General features: G+C 70.1%; 28 protein-coding genes and 1 riboswitch. Of the genes, 16 read left to right on the top strand and 12 right to left on the bottom strand.

All coding sequences use genetic code 11. From position 1 onward, the window contains the following. Positions 1–2 precede the first annotated feature (2 nt). Positions 3–1,208 (bottom strand): PP2C family protein-serine/threonine phosphatase, encoded by a 1,206-nt coding sequence (locus tag BLW75_RS39765; protein WP_034311459.1) that lies wholly within the window; start codon positions 1,206–1,208, stop codon positions 3–5. Between the two features lie 135 nt (positions 1,209–1,343). On the opposite strand from BLW75_RS39765, the gene BLW75_RS39760 reads away from it, so the two are divergent. The 6 genes from BLW75_RS39760 to BLW75_RS39735 all read left to right on the top strand — a co-directional run bounded on the left by BLW75_RS39760 (position 1,344) and on the right by BLW75_RS39735 (position 5,818). Further along, entirely contained in the window at positions 1,344–1,820 is a 477-nt protein-coding gene (locus BLW75_RS39760) for a MarR family transcriptional regulator (protein ID WP_241783570.1), read from the top strand. A 94-nt stretch (positions 1,821–1,914) separates the two neighbouring features. Then, positions 1,915–2,772, top strand: coding sequence for an STAS domain-containing protein (locus BLW75_RS39755; RefSeq protein WP_034311457.1), 858 nt, complete (start codon positions 1,915–1,917; stop codon positions 2,770–2,772). Further along, the gene (locus BLW75_RS39750) at positions 2,769–3,155 is read left to right on the top strand and encodes an STAS domain-containing protein (protein WP_034311455.1); all 387 of its coding nucleotides are present in this window, start codon (positions 2,769–2,771) and stop codon (positions 3,153–3,155) included. Before BLW75_RS39755 ends, BLW75_RS39750 begins: the two co-directional genes overlap by 4 nt. Continuing rightward, entirely contained in the window at positions 3,145–3,582 is a 438-nt protein-coding gene (locus BLW75_RS39745; RefSeq protein WP_034311453.1) for an anti-sigma regulatory factor, read from the top strand. The genes BLW75_RS39750 and BLW75_RS39745 overlap by 11 nt, the downstream gene beginning before the upstream one ends. Next, a complete protein-coding gene (locus BLW75_RS39740; protein ID WP_034311451.1) occupies positions 3,579–4,589 on the top strand; it encodes a SpoIIE family protein phosphatase in 1,011 nt (336 codons plus the stop codon). The genes BLW75_RS39745 and BLW75_RS39740 overlap by 4 nt, the downstream gene beginning before the upstream one ends. Further along, a complete protein-coding gene (locus BLW75_RS39735; protein WP_091599383.1) occupies positions 4,589–5,818 on the top strand; it encodes a PP2C family protein-serine/threonine phosphatase in 1,230 nt (409 codons plus the stop codon). Before BLW75_RS39740 ends, BLW75_RS39735 begins: the two co-directional genes overlap by 1 nt. Here BLW75_RS39735 and BLW75_RS39730 read toward each other — a convergent pair. Both BLW75_RS39730 and BLW75_RS39725 read right to left on the bottom strand, forming a co-directional pair. Further along, positions 5,807–6,550 carry a DJ-1/PfpI family protein gene (locus BLW75_RS39730; RefSeq protein WP_034311448.1) on the bottom strand — a complete coding sequence of 248 codons (744 nt, stop codon included), beginning with the start codon at positions 6,548–6,550 and terminating at the stop codon, positions 5,807–5,809. The genes BLW75_RS39735 and BLW75_RS39730 overlap by 12 nt on opposite strands. Before the next feature lie 19 nt (positions 6,551–6,569). After that, on the bottom strand, positions 6,570–7,550 hold the full coding sequence (locus BLW75_RS39725) for a GlxA family transcriptional regulator (RefSeq protein ID WP_034311446.1): 981 nt from the start codon (positions 7,548–7,550) through the stop codon (positions 6,570–6,572). Positions 7,551–7,857: 307 nt separating this feature from the next. Here BLW75_RS39725 and BLW75_RS39720 point away from each other — a divergent pair, with 307 nt between their 5' ends. Further along, positions 7,858–9,132, top strand: a complete 1,275-nt coding sequence (locus tag BLW75_RS39720; RefSeq protein WP_158005380.1) for an MFS transporter — start codon at positions 7,858–7,860, stop codon at positions 9,130–9,132. Between the two features lie 3 nt (positions 9,133–9,135). Here BLW75_RS39720 and BLW75_RS39715 read toward each other — a convergent pair whose 3' ends face one another. Next, positions 9,136–9,555, bottom strand: a complete 420-nt coding sequence (locus BLW75_RS39715) for a MarR family winged helix-turn-helix transcriptional regulator (protein WP_034311444.1) — start codon at positions 9,553–9,555, stop codon at positions 9,136–9,138. Positions 9,556–9,612: 57 nt separating this feature from the next. On the opposite strand from BLW75_RS39715, the gene BLW75_RS39710 reads away from it, so the two are divergent. After that, positions 9,613–10,128 carry a DUF6790 family protein gene (locus tag BLW75_RS39710; protein WP_034311442.1) on the top strand — a complete coding sequence of 172 codons (516 nt, stop codon included), beginning with the start codon at positions 9,613–9,615 and terminating at the stop codon, positions 10,126–10,128. Positions 10,129–10,138: 10 nt separating this feature from the next. Next, entirely contained in the window at positions 10,139–10,771 is a 633-nt protein-coding gene (locus BLW75_RS39705; protein ID WP_034311438.1) for a TMEM175 family protein, read from the top strand. Between the two features lie 14 nt (positions 10,772–10,785). Here the strand turns inward: BLW75_RS39705 and BLW75_RS39700 are convergent, their stop codons facing one another. Next, positions 10,786–11,529: a class I SAM-dependent methyltransferase gene (locus tag BLW75_RS39700; protein ID WP_034311436.1), complete on the bottom strand. Its 744-nt coding sequence runs from the start codon at positions 11,527–11,529 to the stop codon at positions 10,786–10,788. Positions 11,530–11,551: 22 nt separating this feature from the next. Next, positions 11,552–11,717: riboswitch (cobalamin riboswitch) on the top strand. 81 nt (positions 11,718–11,798) lie between these two features. Here BLW75_RS39700 and BLW75_RS39695 point away from each other — a divergent pair. The 4 genes from BLW75_RS39695 to BLW75_RS39680 are packed head-to-tail and all read left to right on the top strand — an operon-like array spanning position 11,799 to position 16,414. Then, complete coding sequence (locus BLW75_RS39695) at positions 11,799–13,307, top strand: ABC transporter substrate-binding protein (protein ID WP_034311433.1); 1,509 nt, start codon at positions 11,799–11,801, stop codon at positions 13,305–13,307. Position 13,308: 1 nt separating this feature from the next. Then, a complete protein-coding gene (locus BLW75_RS39690; protein ID WP_034311431.1) occupies positions 13,309–14,250 on the top strand; it encodes an ABC transporter permease in 942 nt (313 codons plus the stop codon). Beyond that, the gene (locus tag BLW75_RS39685; RefSeq protein WP_034311429.1) at positions 14,244–15,029 is read left to right on the top strand and encodes an ABC transporter permease; all 786 of its coding nucleotides are present in this window, start codon (positions 14,244–14,246) and stop codon (positions 15,027–15,029) included. Before BLW75_RS39690 ends, BLW75_RS39685 begins: the two co-directional genes overlap by 7 nt. Next, on the top strand, positions 15,026–16,414 hold the full coding sequence (locus BLW75_RS39680) for an ABC transporter ATP-binding protein (protein WP_034311426.1): 1,389 nt from the start codon (positions 15,026–15,028) through the stop codon (positions 16,412–16,414). Before BLW75_RS39685 ends, BLW75_RS39680 begins: the two co-directional genes overlap by 4 nt. 188 nt (positions 16,415–16,602) lie before the next feature. Here BLW75_RS39680 and BLW75_RS39675 read toward each other — a convergent pair whose 3' ends face one another. Beyond that, on the bottom strand, positions 16,603–16,932 hold the full coding sequence (locus BLW75_RS39675) for a hypothetical protein (RefSeq protein WP_143055432.1): 330 nt from the start codon (positions 16,930–16,932) through the stop codon (positions 16,603–16,605). A 179-nt stretch (positions 16,933–17,111) separates the two neighbouring features. Here BLW75_RS39675 and BLW75_RS39670 point away from each other — a divergent pair, with 179 nt between their 5' ends. Next, positions 17,112–17,495 (top strand): ArsR/SmtB family transcription factor, encoded by a 384-nt coding sequence (locus BLW75_RS39670; protein ID WP_241783568.1) that lies wholly within the window; start codon positions 17,112–17,114, stop codon positions 17,493–17,495. Positions 17,496–17,499: 4 nt separating this feature from the next. Here BLW75_RS39670 and BLW75_RS39665 read toward each other — a convergent pair whose 3' ends face one another. From BLW75_RS39665 to BLW75_RS39650, 4 genes are all read right to left on the bottom strand, one after another. Further along, positions 17,500–17,895: a hypothetical protein gene (locus BLW75_RS39665; RefSeq protein WP_034311422.1), complete on the bottom strand. Its 396-nt coding sequence runs from the start codon at positions 17,893–17,895 to the stop codon at positions 17,500–17,502. 51 nt (positions 17,896–17,946) lie between these two features. After that, entirely contained in the window at positions 17,947–19,926 is a 1,980-nt protein-coding gene (locus BLW75_RS39660) for an APC family permease (protein ID WP_034311419.1), read from the bottom strand. A gap of 225 nt (positions 19,927–20,151) precedes the next feature. Further along, positions 20,152–20,715 carry a PadR family transcriptional regulator gene (locus BLW75_RS39655; protein WP_034311417.1) on the bottom strand — a complete coding sequence of 188 codons (564 nt, stop codon included), beginning with the start codon at positions 20,713–20,715 and terminating at the stop codon, positions 20,152–20,154. A gap of 4 nt (positions 20,716–20,719) precedes the next feature. Beyond that, a complete protein-coding gene (locus BLW75_RS39650) occupies positions 20,720–21,109 on the bottom strand; it encodes a VOC family protein (RefSeq protein ID WP_241783566.1) in 390 nt (129 codons plus the stop codon). 168 nt (positions 21,110–21,277) lie between these two features. On the opposite strand from BLW75_RS39650, the gene BLW75_RS39645 reads away from it, so the two are divergent. Next, on the top strand, positions 21,278–22,243 hold the full coding sequence (locus BLW75_RS39645; protein ID WP_034311412.1) for a sensor histidine kinase: 966 nt from the start codon (positions 21,278–21,280) through the stop codon (positions 22,241–22,243). Between the two features lie 25 nt (positions 22,244–22,268). Here BLW75_RS39645 and BLW75_RS39640 read toward each other — a convergent pair whose 3' ends face one another. Together BLW75_RS39640 and BLW75_RS39635 are read right to left on the bottom strand one after the other, a co-directional pair. After that, a complete protein-coding gene (locus BLW75_RS39640; protein WP_034311410.1) occupies positions 22,269–22,631 on the bottom strand; it encodes a hypothetical protein in 363 nt (120 codons plus the stop codon). Between the two features lie 424 nt (positions 22,632–23,055). Next, entirely contained in the window at positions 23,056–24,105 is a 1,050-nt protein-coding gene (locus BLW75_RS39635) for an ion channel (RefSeq protein ID WP_034311408.1), read from the bottom strand. Positions 24,106–24,418: 313 nt separating this feature from the next. Here BLW75_RS39635 and BLW75_RS39630 point away from each other — a divergent pair, with 313 nt between their 5' ends. Next, a complete protein-coding gene (locus BLW75_RS39630) occupies positions 24,419–24,955 on the top strand; it encodes a dehydroquinate synthase/iron-containing alcohol dehydrogenase family protein (protein ID WP_034311404.1) in 537 nt (178 codons plus the stop codon). Positions 24,956–24,978: the final 23 nt, after the last annotated feature.

Here is a 24,978-nt window from a genome sequence, read left to right as displayed (position 1 = left end):
GCCTAACGCGAACCCACCGGGAGGGCGGGACTGGGACCCGGGCCCGAAAGCGGAGTCGGCCCGAACCAGTCGAGGCACACCACCATCGCGTCGTCTTCGGCCTGCTCGCCGTGGCGGCGGGTGGTCAGTTCCCTCAGCACGGAGCCCGGGACATGGGCCGCGGGCAGGTCGGCGGTCGCGACGACCGCCTCGGCGAGTTCGCGATCCCCGTAGCGTTCGCCGTGCGACCCGGCCGCGTCGTAGACGCCGTCGCTGACGAACACGAATCGGTCGCCGTCGAGGGCCTGGAACCGCTGGGTGGTGTAAAGCGTGTCCTCGAACGTGCCGAGCGGCAGCTGCTCGTCGAAATGGACCTGCTCGGCCTTGCCGTCCCGCAGCCGCCACAAGCGCGGCGACCCCGCGTCGACGACGTCGGCCGTTCCGGTGGCGAGGTCGAACTCCAGCAGCAACGCCGAGACGTGCTGGGCGCCGCGATAGTGCGCGTAGAGCGCCTGGTCGGCGAGTTCGGCCTGGGCGTCGAGGGCGACTCCGGCGCGGCGGGCGTTGCGCAGCGCGTTGACGGCGAGGTTGGTCAGCAGCGCGGCTTCGCTGCCCTCCCCCATGCCGTTGATGAGCGTGACGGCGAGCTTGTGCGCGGAGGCGGACCAGTCGAAGCAGTCGCCGTAGATGGCGTACGCGGGTTCGAGCTGGCCGCCCAGCGCGAATTCGGCGCGCGTGCAGGCCCGGCCGGGCAGGAGCTGCCATTGCATCTCCGCGGCCAGCGTCAGCCGGGAGGACCGCCGGGCCTGGATGTAGAGGTCGGTGTCGCGGTCGGCGACGAACAGTTCGTGCGCCAGCGCTTCGGCGAACCGCTCGAGTTCGGCCCACACCGGTGGTTCCGGCTCCTCGGGCAGGGTCACGGCGAGGATTCCGAGCCGGTCACCGCGGACGCTGACCGGCAGATACCCGGTCACGCTCGCGCCATCGTGGTCGAACGTGGCGGCCTGCGCGACGAAGGCCGCCCCCGGCGCCGTTCCCTTGACCGGGATCGGGTCCGACGTGTAAGGCAGCGTGCTCACCTGGCACAACTCGGTGAGGGCGTAATCGGCCATCAGGAGTTCGACCGCGCGCGCCCCGAAGTGCTCGGACAGCGCCGAGCGCAGGGCGGCGGGCAGGTCGTGAGGAGGGACGTCTCTCAAAAGACGCTCCACCGCCAGGGATCTGTCCAACGCCCCGCCTCCTGCTCACCCGGATCGCGCACCGGGCGGCACACGTCGTGTCTGTCGAGTCTGCGCCGCTCCGGCGTGCCGGTCTACGGCGATTCGCGTGAGCTGTGCTGCAGGAATGAGCATAAGGATGCCAGAGTGGACACTGTGGATCGGTCCCGCGAGCAGCCAACCCCGGACGGGACGGCTGCGGTGTTCGACCTGCCCGGCCTCGTCGAGCTCGTGGTCGAGCGGATGCAGGACGTCTCCCCGCGGCCGCTGTCCACCGCCCAGCTGCGCGCCGTGATCGCACTGGACCACCACGACGGGCTGAATCTGCGCACCCTGGCCGAGTTGCTCGGCTCGACCCCGCCGCTGGTGAGCCGGCTCTGCGACCGGCTCGAGGCCGTGGGCTTCCTCGAACGTCTGCCGAGCACCCGCAGCCGCCGCGAACTCGTACTGCGGTTGAGCGAGCGCGGACGCGGGTACCTGCGGGAGGTCCGTGCCCGGCGACGGGAGAACATCGAGGCCGTACTCGAAAAGATGACTCCCGCCGGAAGGGCCGCGCTGGCCGCAGGGCTGCGGGAATACCACGCCGCCGGCACCGGGGACGAGGTCGGCCGCGGGGCGCCGTGACGCCCCACTGTTGCGGGAGTACGCTCGAACTGTTGTTATATGACAATAGTTCACCGGCGTACAGCAGAGCGCGCCCCAACCGCAGGAGGACACGGTGCTGGGGACGGACGATGCCCCCGTTCGGGAGCTGGTGACGCGCGCCCTCGACGACGACCACGCCACGTTGGTGGACGACTGGGTCCATCGGCAGCTCGAGTCGCACACCGAGCAGGATCTCCGCGGCGAGGCCGCCGATCTGCTCGAAACCCTGCGTGCCGCGCTGAGCACGGCGATGCCCGCCGACCGGATCGTGGCGCGGGACGGCGCGGTCCGCGACGCGCTGACTTCGCTGTCGGAGCGCCGGGCCCGCGCGGGCGCCGAGCCGACGGCCACCGCCATGGCGATCCTGTCGCTCAAACGCATGATGCTGGCCGCCGTCGAGCGGCACACCGACGACGCCGAACTGCGCTACCGGGCGGCACTGCTGGTCAGCGAACTGCTCGACAGCGCCGGCGTGCTGACCTTCGCGGTCTACGTCACCGGGCGGGAACAGATCATCCGCCAGCAGCACAACCAGATGCTCGAACTGTCCACCCCGGTCGTGCGGCTGTGGCGGCACGTGCTGGCGGTACCCCTGATCGGCACCCTCGACAGCGCGCGCACGCAGGTCGTGATGAACAACCTCCTGGAGGCCATCCAGACCCACCAAGCCCGGGTCGCGATCATCGACATCACCGGCGTGCCGACCGTCGACACCGCGGTGGCCCAGCACCTGTTACAGACCGTCAGCGCGGTCCGGCTCATGGGCGCGGAATGCGTCGTCAGCGGCATCCGCCCGTCGATCGCGCAGACCATCACCCAGCTGGGGATCGACCTGTCGCATATCGTCACCCGCGGCTCACTCGCCGACGCGCTGGCGACCGCGATGCGGCTCATCGGCGATGCCACCCCCACGGGCGCGGTGACCGGGTGACCGCCGAGGCGGGACTACCTATCCTGCGGCTCGGCGACATCCTGCTCACCGGCCTGCCCAGCGACCTTGACGACAAGACCGCTCTGCGGTTCACCGAAGAGCTCACGGCCCGCATCTCCGACGAAGGCATCCACGGTGTCATCATCGACATCTCCCGGCTGGAGATCATCGACTCCTTCGTAGCGCGGGTCCTGATGCAGCTCGCCGACACCGGACGCCTGCTCGGCGCCGTGATGATCGTCGCCGGGATGCGCCCCGCGGTCGCGATCACGCTGTCCGAACTCGGGCTCCAGCTCACCGGTGTGCGGACCGCACTGAACGCGGAACAGGCGATGGAACTGCTGGGCTGGCGCCGTCCCGCCGAGGCGCCTCATGCTCCCTGACGAACTCACCGACCCCGGACGCGACGTCCCGCCTCTCGAACACGCCGTCCGCGCCGAAGAGGATCTGCTCACCGCCCGGCACGCGGTGCGGTCCAGCGCCGTCGCCGCGGGGTTCTCCATCGTCGACCAGACCAAGATCGTCACCGCGGCCAGCGAACTGGTCCGCAACGCCTACATCCACGGTGGCGGGGGGACCATGACGATCACCATGCTCCGCGACGACCGTCACCGGATCGGGCTGCGGCTGCGCGTCCGGGACGACGGGCCCGGCATCGCCGACGTCGATCAGGCGATGACCGACGGTTTCAGCACGGGCGCCGGGCTCGGCCACGGCCTCGGCGGCACCCGCCGCCTCGTCGACGAATTCGCCATCGACACCGCTCCCGGCCGGGGTACGACCATCACGATCACGCGCTGGAAGCCATGACCGGCATCGTGGTTCCCCCGCCGTCGCGCCACCTGCGCGTCGACCACGCCAGCGCCGTCTACGCCGCCGCACGGACCGCCCGCGAAACCGGACGGGCAGGTGGGCTGCCCTCGGTGCTCACCGAACGCGCGGCCGTCGTGACCTCCGAACTGGCGGGAAACCTCGACCGGCACGCGATCAACGGTTCGATCGTCGTGCAGCGGCCCGTGATCGGGCTCGGCATCGACGTCCTGGCCGCCGACGACGGCCCGGGGATGGCCGACGTCGGACATTGGCTCCTCGACGGCAACACCACCACCGGCACGCTCGGCACCGGCCTCGGCGCGGTCGGCAGGATGGCCACCGTCTTCCGGATCCGCTCGGCGCCCCGGTCCGGCACCCTGGCCGCGGCCCGGGTCCTCCTCCCCGGGACACCGGCCGGACCCGCCGCCGCGGCCGGGCATTTCTGCGTCCCCCGCGATGGGGAAGACCACTGCGGCGACGCCATCGCACTCGCCGAACTGACCGACGGCTGGGCCGCGGTCGTCGTCGACGGCCTCGGCCACGGGCCCGAAGCCGCCGGCGCCGCCGACGCCGCGATCCGCGTGTTCCGCCAGAACCCCGGCCGGCCGTTCCCCCATCAGCTGGCGACCATGCACCGCGCCCTGCGCGCCACTCGTGGCGCCGCCGTCGCGCTCGCCCGGATCACGTCCGGCAGGCTCGAATTCTGCGGAGTCGGCAACGTCAGCGGCACGACGATCAGCGGGGACGGCCGGTCGCGGGTCCTGCTCAGCATCCCCGGTGTCGTGGGGTTCGCCCTGCCCGCCGTTCAGGTCCGCCACGCCGCGCTCGCCGCCGGTGACCTCGTGGTGCTGCACACCGACGGCGTCGACCACACTTGGCGCACACCGGCGAGCGTCACGCAGCCGTCGAACGCGCTGCTCCTCGCCGCCCATCTCGCCCACCGGCACCGCAACCCCCGGGACGACGCCGCCATGATCGCCCTCCACCCGGACCAGCTCTGCTGATGCACCCCCACCTCGCCCGGCTCCGCCGACGCCTTCGCACCGCCTGCGCCGAAGCCGGCGTCCCCGTCGAAGACCGCGCCCGTCTCGTCATGGCCGCGACCCTGCTCGCCGAACCGGCCTTCGCCACCGGCGCGGAAGTCATGCTCGAAACCAGCACCACCGACGGCCTCCTCGCGGTGGTCGTCCGGCTCCCCCACCCGGTCGGACACCCGCGCCGCAACACCCTCCCGCTTCTGCCCGACGCCGAAGACGGCACGAGCCTCACCTGGCATCTCCCCACGGGAACCGCCGAACATCCCGCCCCGGCCGACGAAGACCAGGCCACGGATGAGGAAACCCTCGCGCTCATCGCCCGCGCCGACGCGCTCGCTCAGGAGCAGCGGGAGCTCAAACACGAACTCGCCGAAACCAACAGCGGCGTGCTGGCCATGTACATCGAACTCGAACAACGCGACGAACGACTCCGCCGCGCGCACTCCGTCATCTTCCGCGAACTCGAAGACGCGCTACGGCCGGGTCCGCCGCCCGTGCCGGGGCTCGAACTGGCCGTGCACTACTCGCCGACCGACCAGGACTCGCCCACCGGCGGCGATCTCTACGACTGGTTCGTCCTCCCCGGCGGCCAGCTGCACATCACCCTCGTCGACGCCGTCGGGCACGGGGTCACTTCGACCCGCCACGCGCTCACCGTCACCCACGCGATCCGCACCCTCGCGCTGGAAGGCCATCCCTTCCGCGACCTCATCGCCCGCACCGCGCACACCCTCGCCACGATCGAGCCCGACCTCATGGCGACCGTGATCCTCGCCAGGATCGACCCCGCGACCGGCGAACTGACCCTCGCCAACGGCAGCCACCCCGCCCCCGTACTGGCCACTGTGGACGGTGAAGCGCGGCTGCTGCCCTCCCCGGTCGTCGGCCGCGGGATCGGCTTCCCAGACCCCGGCAGCCCCGAACTCCGCCACGACACCCTCGGCCCCGGGGACACCCTGCTCCTCTATACGGACGGCCTCGTCGAAAGCCGCAAGGACTATCTCGAAGGCCAGGACCGCCTCCTGGACCTCGTCCCCGCGTACGCCGCACTTCCCATCACCGAGCTTCCCCGGGAACTGGCCGCCCGGATGCACGACGTCGTCCTGCACGCCGACGACACCGTCGTCCTCGCCGTCCGGCGGCCACTTCCCGGGGCGGGTCGAGGAGAAGAATCCGGCCGCGCGCTACTCCTGTGACTCGGCGAGCAGTTTCAAGGCGAGCGCCTTGAGTTCCGGGCTCGCCTTCGCGGCGTCGCCCGAGTCGAACGGCGGCCGTGGGTCGTATTCGACGGCGAGCTGGATGCCGCGGGCGATCCGCTCACCCGCCAGCAAGGACGCGAGATGGAGCGCGAGGTCGATCCCGGCGGACACCCCTGCCGCGGTGACGACCTTGCCGACTTGGACGTACCGGTCGGCCACGTAGCGGACGCCGAAGGTCTTCTCCAGGTAGTCCGCCGAGGCCCAGTATGTGGTGGCCCGATCGCGGAGCAGCCCTGCCGCACCGAGGATCAAGGATCCCGTGCACACCGACGTGGTCCAGGTCGTATGCCGGTGGATGCGCCGGATCCACTCGAGCAGGACCGGGTTCTCCATGGCCTCGACCGTGCCGCGATTGCCCGCACCCGGGACCAGCAGCACGTCCAGGCGGTTCACCTCGGCCACCGAACGTTCCGCCACCAGCGCGACGTCCCGGGTGTCCGTGCGCACGGGGCCGCGGTGTTCGGCGATCATCGTCACCGTCGCGCCGGGAAGCCGGGACAACACCTCGGCCGGACCGGTCGGATCCAGCAGGCTGAAGCCGTCGTAGAGCAGGATGCCGATCTTCGGTCCTTGGGTCTCCGCCTGGGCCGTGCCGGTGCCGAGGCCGAACGCCGCGGCAGCCGCGGCACCGGCCAGCACGGTCCTGCGGGTGGTCTTCGCACTGTTCATGCCGCGAATTCTGGGGCGGTCAACCGACGATCGGGCGTGGGATGTCCGGCATCCTGCGAAGTTGGTCCCCGGAGAGCCCGTAGTGCCGGCGGAACGCCGTGCGCAGGGTCTCCGCCGAGGCGAACCCGCATTGCCTGGCGACCGCCGAGAGCGGTAACGCGGTGGACCGCACCAGGTGGGCCGCCGCTTCGGTCCGCGCCGTCCGCACGGTCCTGGCCGGGGTGCTGCCCACCTGGGCGGTGAACAAGCGGGTGAGATGCCGGGTGGTGACTCCGGCACGCGCCGCCAGCGCCGGTGGGCTCAGGTCCTCGGTGAGATGCGCGGCGATGTAGCCCAGCAGATCCAGCACGACCCGGTTGCTCGGCGGCGGAGCGGCCAGGAACGTGCTGATCTGTGCCTGGTCGGCCGGGCGGTGCAGATAGGTCACCAGTTCGCGGGCGACCTCGCGGGCCAGCGTCGGACCGTGGTCGTCCTCGATCAGCGCGAGCGTGAGATCCAGTGCGCTGATGACCCCGGCCGAAGTGAAGACGTTCCCGTCACGAATGTAGAGCGGGGCCGGATCCACCGTCACGGCCGGAAAGGTCGCGGCGAGCAGCTCGCTGTATCCCCAATGCGTGGTGACCCGCCGGTCGTCGAGCAATCCGGCGGCCGCCAGCACGAAGGTGCCCGTGCACACCGAGGCGACCCGGCGGCTTCGACCGGCCAGCCGCCGCACCTGGGTCAGCAACCGCTCGTCCTTGGCGGCCGCCTCCGTTCCCGCGCCTCCGACCACGAGCATCGTGTCCATCCGCCCGGACACTTCGGCCAGCCTCCGGACACCGGCGAGCAGGATCCCCGACGAACTCCGCGTCGTCCGCCCGTGCACCGTGGCCAGTTCGACGGCGTAGGGCGGCGCGGCGCCGCGCGAGTTCGCGATCTCCAGCGCCCCGCTGGGACACGCGACATCGAGTATCTGTGCGTCGTCGAAGGCGACGATCACCACGCGGCGTACCGAGTCCATTCCTGTCCCCACACGGAGAATCTACCCACCGGGCGGCGCATTCTCCTGAACTGCCTTCTCCGCCGGGAATTCCCCGGTCCCGGGCGGACTTTCCCTATGCTGGACGACAGGTCGCCGCGCAATGACCACAATGGACACCTCGCGCGGTCGCCGAGGGGAAGACCGAACCCGCCATGAATGCTCCGTTCGCCGTATCCGATGCGGTGAAGGACGCCTTCGTCAAGGCCGGGCACGAGTTGCAGCGAGGGGTGAGCCGGATGTCGAGCGTCGCGAAAGCCACTCGCCACGGCAAGAACAGGAGAACTTCATGAGCGCCACCCGTGTTCCTCTCCCGAGCCGGGCAGGGTCCGTGCACTGGCCGGTGGTCGTCCTGTGTTTCCTGGCGATTCTCCTGGACGGCTTCGACACCGCGGCGCTCTCGCTGGCCATCCCCACGATGGCCGCCGAATGGGGGGTCACGCCCGCCGCGTTCACCCTCGCCGTCGTGCTGACCAACATCGGCGTGGTGTTCGGCTATCTGTCGGCGGGTTTCCTCGGCGCACGCATACCGGGACGGCGGCTGCTGATCGGAGCCGTCCTGCTCTTCGGGGTGGCCACCGTGGCCACGGCGGCCACCCTCCACATCGAGTCGGCCGCGCTGCTTTCGGTGACCCGCCTGGTGACCGGTGTGGGGCTCGGCGTGGTGGTGCCCGCCGGCGTCGGCCTTGCCACGAAACACAGCGCCGAGAATCGCCGGGAGCAGGTCTCCATCGCGGTGGCCCTCGGTCTCGGGGCGGGCGCCGGGCTGGGCGGGCTCCTCGGCGGGCGCCTGCTGAACGTCGTGGGCAGCGACGGCGTCTTCTACGTGGCGGGGATCGTCCCGCTGATCTTCGCGGCCCTGCTGGCCTGGCTCCTGCCCGCCGAAGGGACCTCGGTCCCGGCGACGATCGGCACCAAGAACGACGCGAAGATCGGCAAGCTCTTCGAACCGGGTCTGCGCCTGCCCACCACACTGATCTGGGCGTTCTCCTTCCTCGTCTTCATCACCTCCTACGTCCTGATCTCGTGGATTCCCACCTTGCTCACCGGCTACGGCTTCTCTCCGTCCAAGGCTCCGATCGGGCTCGCGTTCCTCACCCTCGGCGGGATCGTCGGCGGGCTGGTGTTGCTGCCGCTCGCCGGACGGCTGGGGATCGCCCGCGCGCTGATCCTGATGCCCACCATCGGCGGGGTGTTCATGATCATCGTGGCGAAGGCTCCCCTCGGCGACACCGCGTTGCTCCTGTGCCTCGCCGGTGCGGGGGTCGGCGTGGTATCGGCCCAGATCGGCCAGCTGGCCCTCGCGGTGGCGACCTATCCGCCCGGCCCCCGGACCACCGGCGTCGGCTGGGCGGCCGCGCTGGGGCGGCTCGGTTCGATCGTCGGGCCGGGGATCGCGGGTGTCCTCATCGGGCAGGCGTTGGCGGCGCGCGACATCGTCGTGGCGGCCACGGTGCCGCTCCTCTTCGCCGTCGTGTGCGCGTTCATGCTGTCGCGGGTGAAGTCGAAAGCCCGCGTCCTGCCCACCCCGGAGACCCCGATGGTGCTGGAAAAAACGCGGTAGGACTCAGTCGGCCGCGAGGATTTCGGCCAGCCGAAGGGTGTCCTGGAGATAGCGCTCGTAAGGAAAGCCGGCCGCGATGAGCCCTTCGCGCAACTCGTCGTAAAGCGGCTTTCCCGCGGCATGGAAGGCTTTCCGGCCGACATCGGTGAGCCGGACCAGCCTGCGGCGTGCGTGTTCGGGGTCGACGGTGATCCGCACCAGGCCGTCGGCTTCGAGCGGCCGCAAGGCCCGGCTGATCGCCGGGTCGGAGACCGACAGCGCCTGAGCGAGCCGATGCTGCGTCGCCGGCTCGATGTCCTCGAGCGTGCCCAGAAGCCGTATCTGGCTGTAGGTCAAACCGTCGGGGTCATCGGCGCGCCGACGGGCCGCTTCGCCCATCAGCATGACCACCCGGTGCAGCAGGTCCGCGAGTCCGTCGTCCACGGCGTCACCCTACCATCAGTGTTGACGAGTTAATATTAACCAGGTAAGACTGAAGGCATGAACTACTACGCCCAATCCGCCTTCCCCCTGGTCTGGGTCGTCGTACCCGCCGCCGGAGCCTTCCTCCGCGCCCGCCATGTGACGTCTCCTCGGGAGCGACTCGAGATCTGGCAGCGCTGGTGGGCCATCGGCGCCTTCGGCTGCGGCAGCCTGTGGATGACGGTCGCTTTCCTCGCCTTCCCCGACGTCATGGCCACGGCGATCGGCTTCGAGCGGACGCCGTTCCTGTTCGAGATCGCCTTCGCCAACCTCGCACTGGCCGTCCTGGGCTTCCGCGCCGCCTCGGCCTCCGCACGCGAACGCCTCACCATCGGCATCGCCGGCGGGATGTTCCTCTGGGGCGCTGCGATCGGCCACGTCTACCAATGGTTCGCCAACGGTGACCACGCTCCCGGCAACACCGGCGGGGTCCTCGTCACCGACGTCCTGCTCCCGGCGGTCATGATCATCCTGGCCGTACGATCCCGGCGATTCGCTCCCGTCCCGCGGCCCGCCGCGGAGATCGCCGCCTGAGGCTCGCACCATGACGACACAGACCGGCCACGCGATCGGCAAGGCCGCCGCCGAGCGGCTCAGCATCTTCGTCGACGCGGTGATCGCGATCGCGCTCACCTTGCTGGCGCTGGAACTCCCGATTCCCCACGGCGACACCACCGGCGCCATGCTGGGTTCGATCTCGGCCCACGGCAAGGAATACGTCGCCTTCGCACTCAGCTTCGCGGTGATCTCCGCGCACTGGCGCGCGCACCACGAGATCTTCCCCTACGTCCGTGCACTGAGCGGCCGCCTGATCAGCCTCACCCTGACCTGGCTGTTCATGCAGGTCCTGATGCCGTTCGCGACGCGGGTCATCACCGCCGAAGGAGCCTTCCCGCTCCGGTTCAGCGTGTACGCGATGGTGCAGGTGCTGGCCTCGGCGTCGTTCGCGCTGATCATCAGGGAGATCCGGCGCGGACACCTGTACGGGACCGGCGGACCGCCGCGGGTGTTCGCCCAAAGCCTGACTCGCAGCGTCTGCCTCGCCGCGGTGTTCGGGATCTCCGTGCCCGTCTCGTTTCTGACGAACGACACCGCTGCCTACCTGTGCTGGCTCGCGGCGCCTGTCGCGCTCGCCGTCGCCCGCCGCGTCCAGGACCACCGGCCGCCCGCCACCTGAGCGGCCGGATCGGGTCAGCGCAGGGCCGCCAGGACGTAGTCGTCTCCGGACTGCCATACGGGCGACACTTCCGCGAAGCCCGCTTCCTGGAGCAGCCTGGTGTGTTCCTGCGGGCTCAGCCGGTTGCCGTAGCCGGTCGAGATACCGCGCAACTCGTCGGCCGTGAACCGCTCCCGCAGCGCGGGATCGGCGGCGGCCGCGGCCCACCAGGCCTTCCATTCCTCGTTGGCATCGACCCCGGCACGGGCCGCCCGCCGGTTCTTGACCACCTCGGCGAGTTCGCGGATGGCCGGTCGTTCGTCGTAGAGGTGGTCGCCGTTGACGAGCGCTCCGCCCTCCCTCAGCGCTCCGGCGAGGTCACGGTAGACCTCGGCGAGCCGCTCGGGACGCAGCCAGTGCAACGCGGTCGTCGAGACCGCGGCGTCGACCGGCCTCCACTTCAGCCAGCCGCGCTCGGCGAGGTCGGCCTGGAGGTACTCGATGTCCGCCTGTCGCGGCCGGGTGGCCCTGGCGAGGGCGAGCAGGAACGGGTCGTTGTCGATACCGATGACCCGTGCGCGCGGCAACCGCCCGGCGAGCCTCTTGGCCAGCGATCCCGGGCCGCAGCCGAGGTCCAGCACCAGCGGATCGGCGACGTCACGGCATACGTGCTCGACGACGTCGATCAGTACGGCGAAGCGTTCTTCGCGGTCGGCGACGTAGCGTTCCTGCTGGATGTCCCACCGGCGCACCCAGTCCGCCGCGAGCTTCTCGTCCACCGGCTCTCCTTCGTGATCTTGATCCTGTGTAGCACACCCCGGTCATGGGTTACCGTGGGCGCCACAACGCAAGAAGTGCCCGTCGGGGGAAGCCGGTGTGAATCCGGCGCTGACCCGCAACCGTGATCGGCCTGGGAAGACGTTCCAGTGCCGAGAGCCGGACTGCCCGCCGGGTACCGCCAGCCCCAACTGTCGTGGAGTACGGAGCGGGGTCCCGTTCAGGTGCGGCCGCGCGCCCGGGACAGTGCTCGATGTCCCGGAGGTTTCCTATGACGCGTCATCCGCTCACCCGTCGGCGGCTCCTCGCCCTGGCCGCTCTCACGCCGTTGGCGGCGTGCGGGACCGCGCAGTCGGACACGGGCCGGCTGAGGGTCGCGTTCGCCGCGGGCGGCTCCAAGGAGACCCTGGACCCGGCTCAGGTCTCCCTTTTCGTCGACCAAGCGCGAGCCAAGGCGCTCTTCGACACGCTGGTCGCCTACAACGCCGACACCTCGTTGCGGCCGCGGCTGGCCGAATCCTGGGAGAGCGACGACTCCGGCACGCGCTGGCGGATACGGCTGCGGCGGGCGGCCTTCCACGACGGCCGCCCGGTCACGGCGGACGACGTGCTGTACACCTTCCGGCGGATCGCCGATCCCGCACTGGCGTCCTCGTCACGGCAGTACTTCGCGAAGGTGGACTTCGGCCGCAGCAAAGCGTTGTCCCTCAACGAAATCGAGCTGACGCTGACCGCTCCCGACTTCGAGTTCCCCTCGGGTTGGGGTGCTCCCGGTGCGGAGATCGTGCCCGCCGGGACGACGGACTTCACGGCGCCGGTCGGCTCCGGTCCGTTCCGGTTCGTCTCGTTCACCCCCGGCGGCCCGGCGGTGTTCCGCAAGAACGAGTCCCATTGGGACGGCGCACCGGGCATCGACGAGCTGGAATTCGTGCCGGTCAACGAGGAAGCCGCACGCGTCAACGCCTTGCTGTCCGGGCAGGTCGACTACGCCCACGATCTCGCGGCCGGGACCGCGGCCCGCTTGACCGGTGACGGGCGCGTCTCGCTACTCGAAGCCAAGGGAACCACGATGCAGGGCATGATCCTGCGCGTGACGCGGCCGCCGTTCGCCGACCCGAGGCTGGTGCGCGCCGTACTGTCCGGAGTGGACAGAGAGGCGCTGAACCGGGTCGCGCTGGCCGGACGCGGCGAGATCGGCAACGACCTGTTCGGCAAAGGACTCCGCGGGTACGCCACCGGCATCCCCCAGCGCGGCCGCGATGTGGAGGCGGCCCGCTCACTGGTCCGGGAGGCGGGTGCGGAGGGGCTGGCCTTCGCCGTCGAAACCAGCGACGTCGATCCCGGCTTCGCCACCGCGGCCACCCTGATTTCCCAGCAGCTCGGGGAAATCGGGCTGAAGGTCACCCCGAACACGCGCGCGTCGAGCACCTATTTCAGCGAGATCAAGACCAAGGGGGTCGCCGCGCTCACCCGCACGGCGACCTTGCCGGTGCCTGCGTTCCTCAATCAGCGCTTCCGGACCGGCGGTTCGAACAACGTCAACGGCTTCGCCTCGCCGGAGTTCGACGGCCTCATGGACCGGGCCGCGGCCACCGCGGACGAGGCTGCCCGGCTGGCGCTGTTCGGTGACGCCCAGCGGGTCGTGCACGAATCCGGCGGTCTGCTCGCGTGGGGGTTCAGCACCTGGACGATCGGCGTGTCGAAGCGGGTGTCCGGATTGGTGACCGCGCCGCCGAACACCTTCGACTGGGCGAGGTTCGACCGCGCCCGGCTCGCCTGACGTGCCGGGTTACGTCGTCCGGCGGCTGGGCTTCGCCGTTCTGCAGGCGATGTTCGTGCTGGTCGCGACGTTCGCCGTGACCGCGTTGCTTCCCGGCGACGCGGCGTCGGTCGTGCTCGGCGAGCAGGCCACCGACGAACAGGTGGCGACCGTGCGCCATCGGCTCGGCCTCGACCAACCGCTCCTCGACCGGTTCGGACACTGGTTTTCGGGGCTGCTCACCGGGGATCTCGGCCGGTCGCTCGTGACCGGCGCCCCGGTGAACGACGAGATCGCCCGCCGCTTCGCCGCCACCGCCGTGCTCGCCGGGGTGACCCTGCTCGTGCTGGTACCGCTCGCGCTGGGCGTCGGGGTGACCTGCGGGCTGCGCGAAGGGTCACGGATCGACCGGGTGCTCACCGCGGTCACGCTGTTCCTGCACGCGATCCCCGAGTTCGTCCTCGGTCTGCTCCTGGTGGCCGGATTCGCCGTCTACACCGGACTGCTCCCGGCGACCGCGGCCGGAACGGAGCCGGCCGCGCACCCCGAGGTGCTCGTGCTGCCGGTGATCGTGCTGGTCGCCCGGCAGCTGTGCGACGTCGCCCGGCAACTCCGGATCGGGATCGCCGAGCAGACCCGGGGCCAGGTGGCCGGGCACCTGCGCCTGCTCGGCCTGCCGGAACGCACCGTGGTGCTGCGTCATCTCCTGCCCGCCGCCGCGGCACCCGCCGTGCAGCAGCTCGCCCGCGCCGTCGAGGGACTGCTGACCGGCACGGTGATCGTCGAGTCCCTGTTCGCGATCACCGGACTCGGCACGGGTTTCGTCGAAGCCGTGCAGAACCGGGACATCCCGCAGGTGCAGGGATACGTGCTGATGTTCGCCGGCGTGGTCGTGCTCGGAAACCTCGCCGCCGACCTCGTCGCGCATCGGCTCACGCCACAGCGGGAGCCTGCCTCGTGGTGAAGCGGACGTTAGGGTGGTCCCTGCTCGCGGTGCCGCTGGTGCTCGCGATGGCCGGGCCGATGATCGCGGGCCCCGTGGAGTCCGTCGGGGCACCGTGGCAGGTGCCGGGCGCCGCTCATCCACTCGGCACCGACGTCCTCGGCCGCGACGCGCTCACGGTGGTCCTCGCGGGCGGGTTCCCCGTGATCGGCATGACGGCCGCCGCGCTCGTGCTCGCCTACCTGATCGGAGTGCCGCTCGGCCTCGTCGCGGCCGGGCGCGGACGCCTGGCCGACGAAACCGTGATGCGGTCCCTCGATCTCGTGCTGGCCTTCCCGTCACTGCTGGTGCTCATGGTGCTCGCCGCGACCGGGCATCGTGGGCCCGGCGTGCTCATTCCCGTCGTCGCCGTCCTCCAGTTGCCCGCGATCACCCGAGTGGTGCGGGCCGCGGCCTTGGCGCCTGGCTGCCGGACCGCCGTGGAAGCCCTTACCCTCCAAGGACAACCGTGGTGGCGGATCCAGTTCGGGTACGTCGCCCGGCACCTCGCCGGCCCCGTCGCGACCGACGCCGGCACCCGGCTCGGCGTGGTGCTCTACCTGCTGGCGTCGGCGAACTTCCTCGGGCTCGGCCTGCCCGCCGACTCCCCGGACTGGGCCGTGGTCATCGAACGCAACAGCGAAGCCCTCTACACCTCGCCCGCGGTGGTCCTCGTTCCCGCCGCGCTGCTGATGGCGTTGTGCGTCGGCACGAACCTCGTCACCGACCGGCTGCTCGCCGCCCGGCGGGTGATCGCGTGACCGTCCTGGAGATCACCGGCCTGTCCGCCCGCGCCGGGGAAACCGTTCTGCTCGACGACGTCTCACTGTCCCTCGAACCGGGCCGGATATTCGTCGTGCTCGGCGCGTCCGGCACGGGAAAGACCACTCTGGGGCTCGCCGCGACCGGACAGGCCCGCCCGGGGATCACGCTGTCCGGGTCGGTCGTGCTGGCGGGATCCTCGCTGCTGGGCCGGACCGCTTCCGCACTGCGAGAGGCCAGGGCCGGCGTCATCGGCCACCTGCCGCAGCAGCCGTCGGCGGTACTGGATCCGGTCCGCCGCTGCGGGCCGGTACTGGCCGAACTCGCCGCCCTCCGCCACCACGGCCGTGGCGCGCGGCTGGCGGCGGCCCGGACCGCGCTGGCGGAATCGGGACTCGACCAGGCTTTGTGGCGTCGCTTTCCGCACCAGCTGTCCGGCGGGCAACAGCAGCGGATGGCCCTCGCCACCACTCTCGTGAACCGGCCCCAGGTCCTGGTTCTCGACGAACCGACCAGTGGTCTCGACGCGGAGAACAGGGCCGTGCTCACCGCCCGGCTCGCGGAGCTTTCCCACGCCGGGACGGCTTTGCTGATCCTGACCCACGACCTCACGCTGGCCCGCGCACTGGCCGGTGACGTCGCCGAACTCCGCGACCACCGCCTGGTGCCGTCCGCGACGGTTCCCGAACCCGTTCTCGTCGACGGCCCGCCGCCCCCGTCGCCGTCCTCACCGGTGCTCGTCGTTCGCGGGCTCACCGTGCGCGCGGGGCGGACGACGCTCGTCGAGGATTTCGACCTGGAGCTGGCGGCGGGCAGCCGGACCACGCTCGACGGCGCCTCGGGCGCGGGCAAGACGACGGTCGCCCGCGCGCTCGCCGGCTTGACCCCACCGAGCGCGGGCACGATCGAAATCGACGGCGTCCGGCTCCCCCGCCTCGCCCGTCGTCGCACTCGCGCGCACCTGCGCGCGGTCCAGTACGTCCACCAGGACAGCCGCGCGTCCTTCGACGAATTCCGCGACGTGCTCGACCAGGTGGCCGACACCGCCCGCCTCCTTCGCGGGCTCAGCCGCGCGGACGCCCGGCTCGAAGCGACGGAGACCCTGCGCTCCCTCGGCATCGAAGCGGCCGACCGGCGTCCCGGCCTGCTTTCCGGCGGCCAGCTCCAGCGCTGTGCCGTGGCCCGCGCGCTCCTCGCCCGGCCCAAGGTGCTGATCTGCGACGAAGTGACCTCGGCGCTCGACGCGGCCAACCGCACGCGGCTGCTGGAGGTCCTCGCCACCGCGGCGGAGCGGTATGACACCGCGCTGCTCATGATCAGCCACGAGGACACCTCGGCACCGCTCACGATCACGATGCGGGCGACGCCCGGTTCTCCGGGATGACCACCGATCGGCTCGACTGTCCACACGGGACTTAAGGCTTGTTCCGCCCCGGTTTCGCGATGCCGGGCGGTGTTGCGAAAGCCACTTTCCCAACACCGAACGTTGCGAAAGTGGCTTTCGCAACACACCACCCGGCGGCGCATACCAAGACAAGTGTCCTTTATGGACGCAAAGGCGAAGGCGCCGGATCAGCGATATCCCCGCACTTTCTCCCTGCGTGACCGGAAAGCCCAACCCACGAGGCCCGGATTCCCCGGAAGCGACCACTGACCGCCAGGCCATTCGACGGCCGACGGGCGCCAGCCGAACAAGGTCTTCCTGAAGGCCAGTTCGACCTCCCCCTCGACCAGTGCTCGCATCAACGCCGTGAACTCCTCGACGTCTTCCGGCGAATCCACTTCGAACGCATCCAGATCGTCGAGGAACAGTTCCCCACCGCCCCCGGCCATGCGCAGCAACAGGCGCGGCGCGCCCGGGGACGGCAGGTTCGACCCGGACGACCGTCTCGGCGTCACCATGGTCGACGCTGACCGAGACCAGCCCGCTCTCCATCAGCCGTCGGTACGCGGCGCCGAGCGAATCCACGAGCGGGTCGGCTGAGGGCAGGCTCATCGTCGTCCTCCGGTCGCGCGGTAGCAGGACGAGCCTACGCCTCGGGGTTGCCCTGCCAGCCGCTCCGGAGGCGCCGGTCCTGACCGTGCGCTACCCCCTCGATCGCGATCTCCATCTTCGCGGTCGCGGCATCCGGCTCGTCCCGTCCTACTTCTGCTGGGACACCCCGGTCGCCCTCGCCGACGAAGACCTTCCCCCGGTCCTCGGCTTCCCGGTGTCCCACGAGCACGAGCCCGCGCCCCTGCCGAAACATCTGGCCACTCTGCTCGGCCGGACCCGCGCCGCCGTCCTGTACGCGGTGGCCGGCTGCCCCACCAGCGGCGAACTCGCCGACCGGCTCGGCGTTTCGGCGGCCGCGGTTTCGCGGCACACCACGGTGCTCCGCGACGCCGGACTGATCACCAGCCGTCGTCACGGAGCCGTGGTGCTGCATCACCTCACGCCGGCGGGCGCCGCGCTCCTTGGCTGAGACTTCAGCGTACGAGCCGCCACAACGAGCAGCTGTCGTCTCCCGCGTCGTCCTCACAGACCCGGAACGACGTCACGTCCGGGATCTTGGCGTGGCCACAGCCGATCTTCGAGCCATTGCCGTCGCCGAAGGTCAGCTTCGTCCCGCTCTTCTGCTTGTACTCGGCGTAGACGCCATTGCCGTCTTGCTCCTCGTCGCAGACCGAGGCCGCATCGCGGATGGTGTCGTACTGCGCGTGATCGCGTCCTTGCTCGACGAGGTACCGGCCGCCTCCGCGGTCGAGGCCCCCAGCACCAGCGCCGAGATCATCGCGCCGCCGGCGAGCATCACTTTCCGGATCATCGTTCCCCTCCCCTGCGCCCTCCCCTGGGCACGGGAACAGCCTGCCGCCTCTCCCCACCGCACGACGACACTTTTGCGGTAGGGCGGAAAACCGCAGGCAGGAGCCTCGTCAGCCGACGTGGATGCCCGGGCGGAGCGCCGGATCGCGTTCGCTGGTGCGGATGATCTCGCGGACGACCGGAGCGGTGTCCCCGCGGCCGAGGATCAGATAGCGGAACAGATGCCCGAGCGGATTGCCCTCGCTCCACTCGAAATGGCATTGGGGCCGCACGCCGGTGGTATCACGCAGAGCGAGCAGGATGGCCGCGATCGCGTTCGGGGCGGCGGGGCTTTCCGCGCGGAGCACCCGGAATCCCTCGATCTCGACACCGCGGACCTTCAGCACGTCGCTGAAGCCGGACGGGTCGATGACGTCGATCTCCAGGAACAGGACGTCGGCGGCGCCCGGTACCGGGTTCAGGCCGCGCTGTTCGGCTTCCTTCGCCCGGTACTCGTCGGCGTCCCCGGCCTGGCGCCGGTTCGCGATGACGGTGAGCGCGCCGTCGTGCGCGATCGACTCGGTGACGAACCGGCGGGCGGGCTCGTCGAACTCGATGTGATCGACCCGCAGTTCCGTGGTGCGGGTGACCCGCGAGATCAGCGACACCACGATGATCCCGAGAATGAAGAACGCGGAAATGGTGAGCCCGTCGGGCTTCTCGATGACGTTCTCCACCAAGGCGTAGATCAGGATGAGGGTCAGCACGGCGAACGCGATCGCCGCCTTGCGCTGCCGCTTCTTCGCCGCGGAGATGGCCACCGCGACCGACGCCGACACCATCATCGCGAGGATCCCGGTGGCGTACGCCCCGGCCTGGGCGTTGACGTCGGCGCTGAAGATGATCGTGACCAGGACGCAGATCGCGGTGTAGACCAGCACCACCGGACGGACCGCCCGCGCCCAGTCCGGTGCCATCCCGTACGCGGGCAGGTAGCGCGGCACGATGTTGATCAGGCCGGCCATCGCCGACGCACCGGCGAACCACAGGATGAGGATGCTGCTGATGTCGTAGGCCGTGCCGACCCACTCGCCCAGCAACTCGTGCGCGAGGTACGCCAGCGCGCGGCCGTTCGCCTCTCCGCCAGGCTGGAACTTCTCGGCCGGGATCAGGACCGTGGTGACGAAGCTGGTCGCGATCAGGTACACCGACATGATCAGCGCCGCGGCGGTGAGCAGCTTGCGGGTGTTGCGGATCCGGTTCGCCAGCCGCTGCTCCGCGTTCTCACCCTTGGCCGCCACCAGCGGCATCATGCTCACGCCCGTCTCGAAACCCGACAAACCGAGCACCAGCAAGGGGAACGCCAGGATCGCCGGGCCGATGACACCGCCGAAACCGCCTCCTCCGGAGGTGAGCGCGTCCAGCCAGCGATCGAACGCGGCGGGGTCGGCGATCACCTCGCCGATCCCGGCGACCACGACCACCGCGTTGAGCACCAGGAAGATCGCGACCAACGGGATCGCGACGCCGACCGCCTCGCTGAACCCGAGCAGGAACACCCCGCCGAGGATCAGCAGCAGGACGACCGTGATCAGCACCTCGTGCCCGTGCAGGAACGACGGGGTGATCGGATTCTCCAGCGCGTGCACCGTGGCGTCCGCCGATGACAGCGTGATCGTGATGATCCACGACGTCGCGACGAAACCCAGGAGTACCAAGACGAAGATCTTGCCGCGCCAGAACGGCAACAGGTTCTCCAGCATCGCGACCGAACCCTGACCGTGCGGGCTCTCCTTCGCCACCCGCCGGTACATCGGCAGCATGCCCAGCAGCGTCAACGCGACGATCAGCAGCGTCGCCAGCGGCGACAGCGCGCCCGCCGCCAACGCGGCGATCCCGGGCAGATACGACAACGTGGAGAAGTAGTCCACGCCGGTGAGACACATGACCTTCCACCACGACTGCGGGGTGGCGTGCTCCTCGTGACTTTCCGGACCCACCGGCTGGACCCGGTGCTCCATCAGCCACCGGCCGACCTTGCCCGAGGGCGCCGCCTGCCGGACCGGGCTCTCCACCCGCTCCGGAACGGCATGCTCAGGTGCCTCGGTCATTCCGTGTCCTCCCCGAATCGCACGTACACCTCCCACGAGGCGAACCCGGCAGGCCATTCGTGATGGCCGCGCACCGACGCGGACACTAACGATCCAGCGCTGGGAATCACCGCCCCGGCCGTAAAGAAAACGTAAGTGTCGCAAAGGGGGCTGGGCGCTGTCCGGTAAGTCTGTTCGCGGTCTTCGTGCCCAGGTGACCCATCGAACGGACTCACCGGACGCCGCCTACTCCTCGCCCGCCATCCGGTAGACGCCCTCCTCCAGACGCCGGAGCAGCCGGTCGGTCCATTCGACGCGATGCCCGGCGGTGTGCAGCCACAGCCCGACGACCTCGCCGACCGGGCCCCAGCTGTCGAGGTCGGCGTCCGGCGGCAGATGCGCGGTGATGCTCGCCCGCCACTGCCGCATCGCCTCGGCGCGTTGCCGGAGCAGGTCGATCGCCTCGGCGCGGGTCAGGTCCTCGATGAGGCCCACCGCGGCGGCGAGCATGTCCAGCCGGGGATCGCGGCTGGCGAGTGCCTTGCGGAGCAAGGTGAAGTAGCTCTGTTCGCCCTTCGCGGTGATCTCGTATTCCATTCGCGGCGGGCCGCCCGCCTCACTGGGAACGGTCTCGTGGAGAACGAGCAGGTCCTGTCCTGTCATGGCCTTGAGCGCGTGGTAGACCGAACCCGAGGTCGCCGTCGCCCATTCGTGCGCTCCCCACGATTCCAGGTCGGAACGAACCTGGTAACCATGGGCGCGGCCACGCCGCCGGACCGCGCCCAGAACCAACAGGCGAACCGTCGACACGGGCTCAGCCCGGCGTGTTCGTGCTGAGCCACCACAACGTCCCGAACGGGTCGACGAAGCCGCCCATCCAGCTGCCGTCGTCCTGTGCCGTGATCGGCGCGGCCGGCTTCGCGCCCGCCTCGACCGCCCGCGCGAAGACGTCTTCGGGATCCGGCACGGTGGCCCACAACTGGACGTGCACCGGGTCCGACGGAGACTTCAGGCAGCGCATCCCTCCGGCCCCGGAGTCGGCGAAGAACACCACACCGGTCCCGATCCGCGCTTCGGCGTGCACCATCCGCTCCGGATCCTCCGGCAGCGGGATCACGTTCGACACCTCGGCCTTGAACGCGGCTTCCAGGAACCGCCTGTAGGCCTTCGCGCTGTCCACCATCACATAGGGCGTCACCGACATCAGCATCTCCCCACTAGCCAAATTTAGCTACTGGGAGCCTAGCCCAGGTAGCCGAATTCGGCTACCTGGGACGGAGGCGAACGGCCGGAGAGGCCGGGCGTTTAGGCTGTGGATGAGGAGCAGAGTCGAGGAGTGCATGAATCCGCTGCATGAGGGCATCCAGTCACGATGAATCCGACCACGGCGGCCGCGGGCACCGACCCCTTCGTCCATCCCGCGCTGTTCTACCGCGGGCAGGACGACTACCTGGCGGGCACGGTTCCCTTCATCCGGCAAGGCCTGGACGGCGGTGAACCCGTCGCGGTCTCGGTACCGGGCCCCAACCTGGAGTTGCTGCGGGCCGCACTGGGCAAGGACGCCGAGCGGGTCCGGCTGCTGGACATGACCGTGGAAGGCCGCAATCCCGGCCGGATCATCCCCGGCGTCCTCCGTGCGTTCGCCGACGCTCACCCCGCTCAGCGCGTCCGCATCATCGGCGAACCCATCTGGGCCGAACGGTCCGAGCTGGAATATCCGGCGTGCGCACAGCACGAGGCACTGATCAATCCGGCGTTCACCGGCCGCGAAGTCACCATCCTCTGCCCCTACGACGTCACCCGCCTCGACGCCCGCGCCCTGACCGACGCCGAAGCCACCCATCCCCTCCTGATCGACTCCACCGGCGAGCGCATCAGCGCCGGCTACGACCCCGACCGCATCATCAATGGCTACAACACCCCGCTGCCGGATCCAGCCCCGACCGGACCCGCCGCGTACACCACTCTCGACGCCGTCACCGGCGACGCCGTCTCCCTGGCCGAAGCCCGTGCAATGGCCCGCGGTCAGGCAATGCGGGCCGGGCTCACCGACGACCGGGTGGGAGACGTCGAACTCGTGGTCGCCGAACTGCTCGCCAACAGCGTGGACCACGGCGGCGGGCAAGGACGGCTCAGCGTCTGGACGGAGACCGGCAGTCTGGTCTGCGAAGTCCGCGACACCGGCCGGCTGACCGATCCGCTGGCCGGACGGCGGCCCGCCTCCGCGGGGCAGCTACGTGGCCGCGGACTCCTGCTGATCAACCACCTGGCCGACCTCGTACGCCTCCACACCGGGCCTCAGGGCACCACCGTTCGCGCCTGTTTCGCCACCGCATAGCGCCGGCCAGGCCCCGGTCCGCCGGTCAGGTCACCGTCACCGTCGCGGCCACCGGCGGCTCCTGCCCCGTAGGGATCAGGCACCCGTAGTAGATCGGCTGGCCGAACATGCGAAGGCCGAGCGTGACCGTGCCCGGGGTCGTGAAGGCGACCTGCTCGGTACCCTCGATGTACCAGTGTTCACCGGCCGGGATCGCCGTCGGGTTGCTCAGCCGGTCGACCTTGAACTCACCGCTGCCCGCACCGCCCATCTTGATGACCCCGATGCCCATGATCGCTCCCGCGTCCAGGGGCCGGCCCGTCCAGGCCTTGACGTCCCTGACCTTGAGGAAGACCGGCACGGGCACCCCGCGCGTGACGGTGGCGGGCACGGTGACCGTCACGTTCACCGTGCGGCCGATATCCGAACCGTTGACATAGCAGGTCTGGGTGACCGTGTCGGCCGAGGCGGTACCCCGCCGTCCCGGTCAAGCCGAACCCGGTGGCCACCGCGATGGCGACGGCCGCGATCTTTCGACGCACCACAGGAAGACCCCATTTCCGTGACCATCCAGCGGCCAGCCCACCCACCAGACCCGTTTGGCTTGCCCCTCAATAAGATCCCGCACGCGACGCGAGCGAGGCGTCTTCCCGAGTGCGATCGCTTCGCGCCGATCGGCACGGGCGATGTCAACGCGCGGAATCACACCCCCCGAAACCGCTCGAAGGGATCAGGTGCGCAGGTCCCTGCGGCGACAGCCGAGGACTCCGAGTACCACCAGTGCTCCGGTGACGACTCCCGCCGGAACGCGCGTACCAAGGGAATCGTCGGGTTCACTCCCGGGCGAAACGGCCGAGGCCTCGCAGAGCCGTTTCGATTTCCGCGTCGGTGAGGCGCCGAGGGCCGACGTAGTAGAGCACTGATCCGGCCGGGAGATCGCCGTCCCACGAAGGATTGACCACCAGATCGTCGCCGGTCCGGGCGGCCAGCACCGTGGCACCGAAAGCGCGGCCCAGTGCGATCCGGCATTTCTCGGTGCTCAGCCGCCCCAGCGACTCGGGCAGGCCCACCGAGTACGTCCCAGCCCCGCCTGCCGTCATCAGCTCGGAGTAGACCTCGGTGATTCCCGGGGAGGTCAGTTCTTCCGTGACCATCCGCGGCGTGTGCCACTGCACGCACTTGATCCGCGGATCCACGTAGCGGACGAGCTCGGACTTCTCCATGTCCCGCAACGTCACCACGACATGCGCCGACCGGTTCGCGTGGTCGACGGTCACCGCGACGGCCAGTGCCTCGTTGTCGTCGCCCATGTCGACCAGGATGGTGCTCGCCGCCCCGACCGCGGCCCTGGCGAGCACGTCGGCCGCGGTCGGCTCACCACGGACGAAGTCCACCGGCTGCGACGGCATGGGATGAATCTGCACTTCGTCGCTCGCGCACAGGACGAGTCCGGTGACGCCGTCGGCGATGAGTTGCCCGACGATGCGCTCGGTGCGGCCTGCCGTGTAGCCGATCAGGAGCGTGTGCCCGCTCGCCCGCACGGCTTCCATCCCCTGCATCCGCCGTCCCTTCGCCTGTTCGAGCCTCGAAGCGAGCTTGGTGAACACCGTGGTGAGCGTCGCGATCCCGCCGATGATGACATAGGCCCCGACGAAATGCCCCGCGGTGGTCTCCGGCGAAAAATCGCCGTATCCGACCGTCGCGGCCGTGACCACGAAATACCACCAGTAATTCCCCGGCTGGACGAGCTCACTTCCCGCGGGTTCGGCCAGCACCATCAGCGGCCAGCTGGTCGCGAAGACGAAGACGACCACGACGACGGGAAGCAGCCAGCCCTGCTGCATCACCCAGCGGGCCAGCAGCCGCGCCAAGACGAACGACACCCCCGCCTCCTCACCGGCAACGACCGCGAGCTCACTCGGACCCGCTCCACCCGACCGCGGATTCCGTTACCAGACCACACCGTTCCAGGCAGCGCAACGGACGTTACCGGACCGCTACGGCGGATATCACCAGGAAGAAGCCTGTGTCTGAAAAGGACTGTCCATTGGCGACCAGCTGCCGTCGGGGGCACGACAGCGTGGAATCCGTCGATCGCCCGCTTCGCCTTGGCGCCCCGGTCCTTCAGCGTACGCTCATGTCGACCACGTCCTGAACCTTGCGGTGGCGGACTTTCCGGGTGCTTGGAGTCGTTGGGTGGACGATGCTTCGGTGCGTGTGGCGCTCTCCGTGGCGAGGGCGGCGGAACGGCACAGTCGCCTGGCGCCGGGAGACTGGCCGGCCGTCGCGGTCGGCATGCTGGTGGAAGGAAACGAAGATCCCGAGGTCGCCGAACTGGCCGGGGCGAGCCGCCAGGTGAGCGGGTGGGACACCGAGCCGTTGGTGTCCGCGTTGTGCGAGCGGTACGGTGTTCCGTCCCCCGGCCCGGAAGACTCGACGGACCTCCTGGCCCGGTTGATGGCGGACGACCTTCGTGTCCGGCCCGCCTCGGTCACCGCGCCGATGATCCGGCTGCTGGCCCGGCTGGCGCCTCCGGACTTCGAGTCGGATCTGGCCTGCCGGTGCTACGCCATGGAAGAGTACCTGAACTGCGGTTGCGCCCAGATCGACTTCGGGTTCGAAGCGGAGTTGCGGCGGCTGCCGTCACTGCGGCTCTCCGACTCGGTCGTCCAAGCACTCGCGCGACCCCTGCGCTCGACTCTTCCGACGGCTCGACCGCCCTGCGGCCATTAGATCGTTCCAGCCGGGAGTGGCAC

Source organism: Amycolatopsis lurida, assembly GCF_900105055.1.
Taxonomy (GTDB): domain Bacteria; phylum Actinomycetota; class Actinomycetes; order Mycobacteriales; family Pseudonocardiaceae; genus Amycolatopsis; species Amycolatopsis lurida.
The sequence above is the reverse complement of the archived record's forward strand: the minus strand, read 5'-3'. Positions and strand labels throughout refer to the sequence as shown.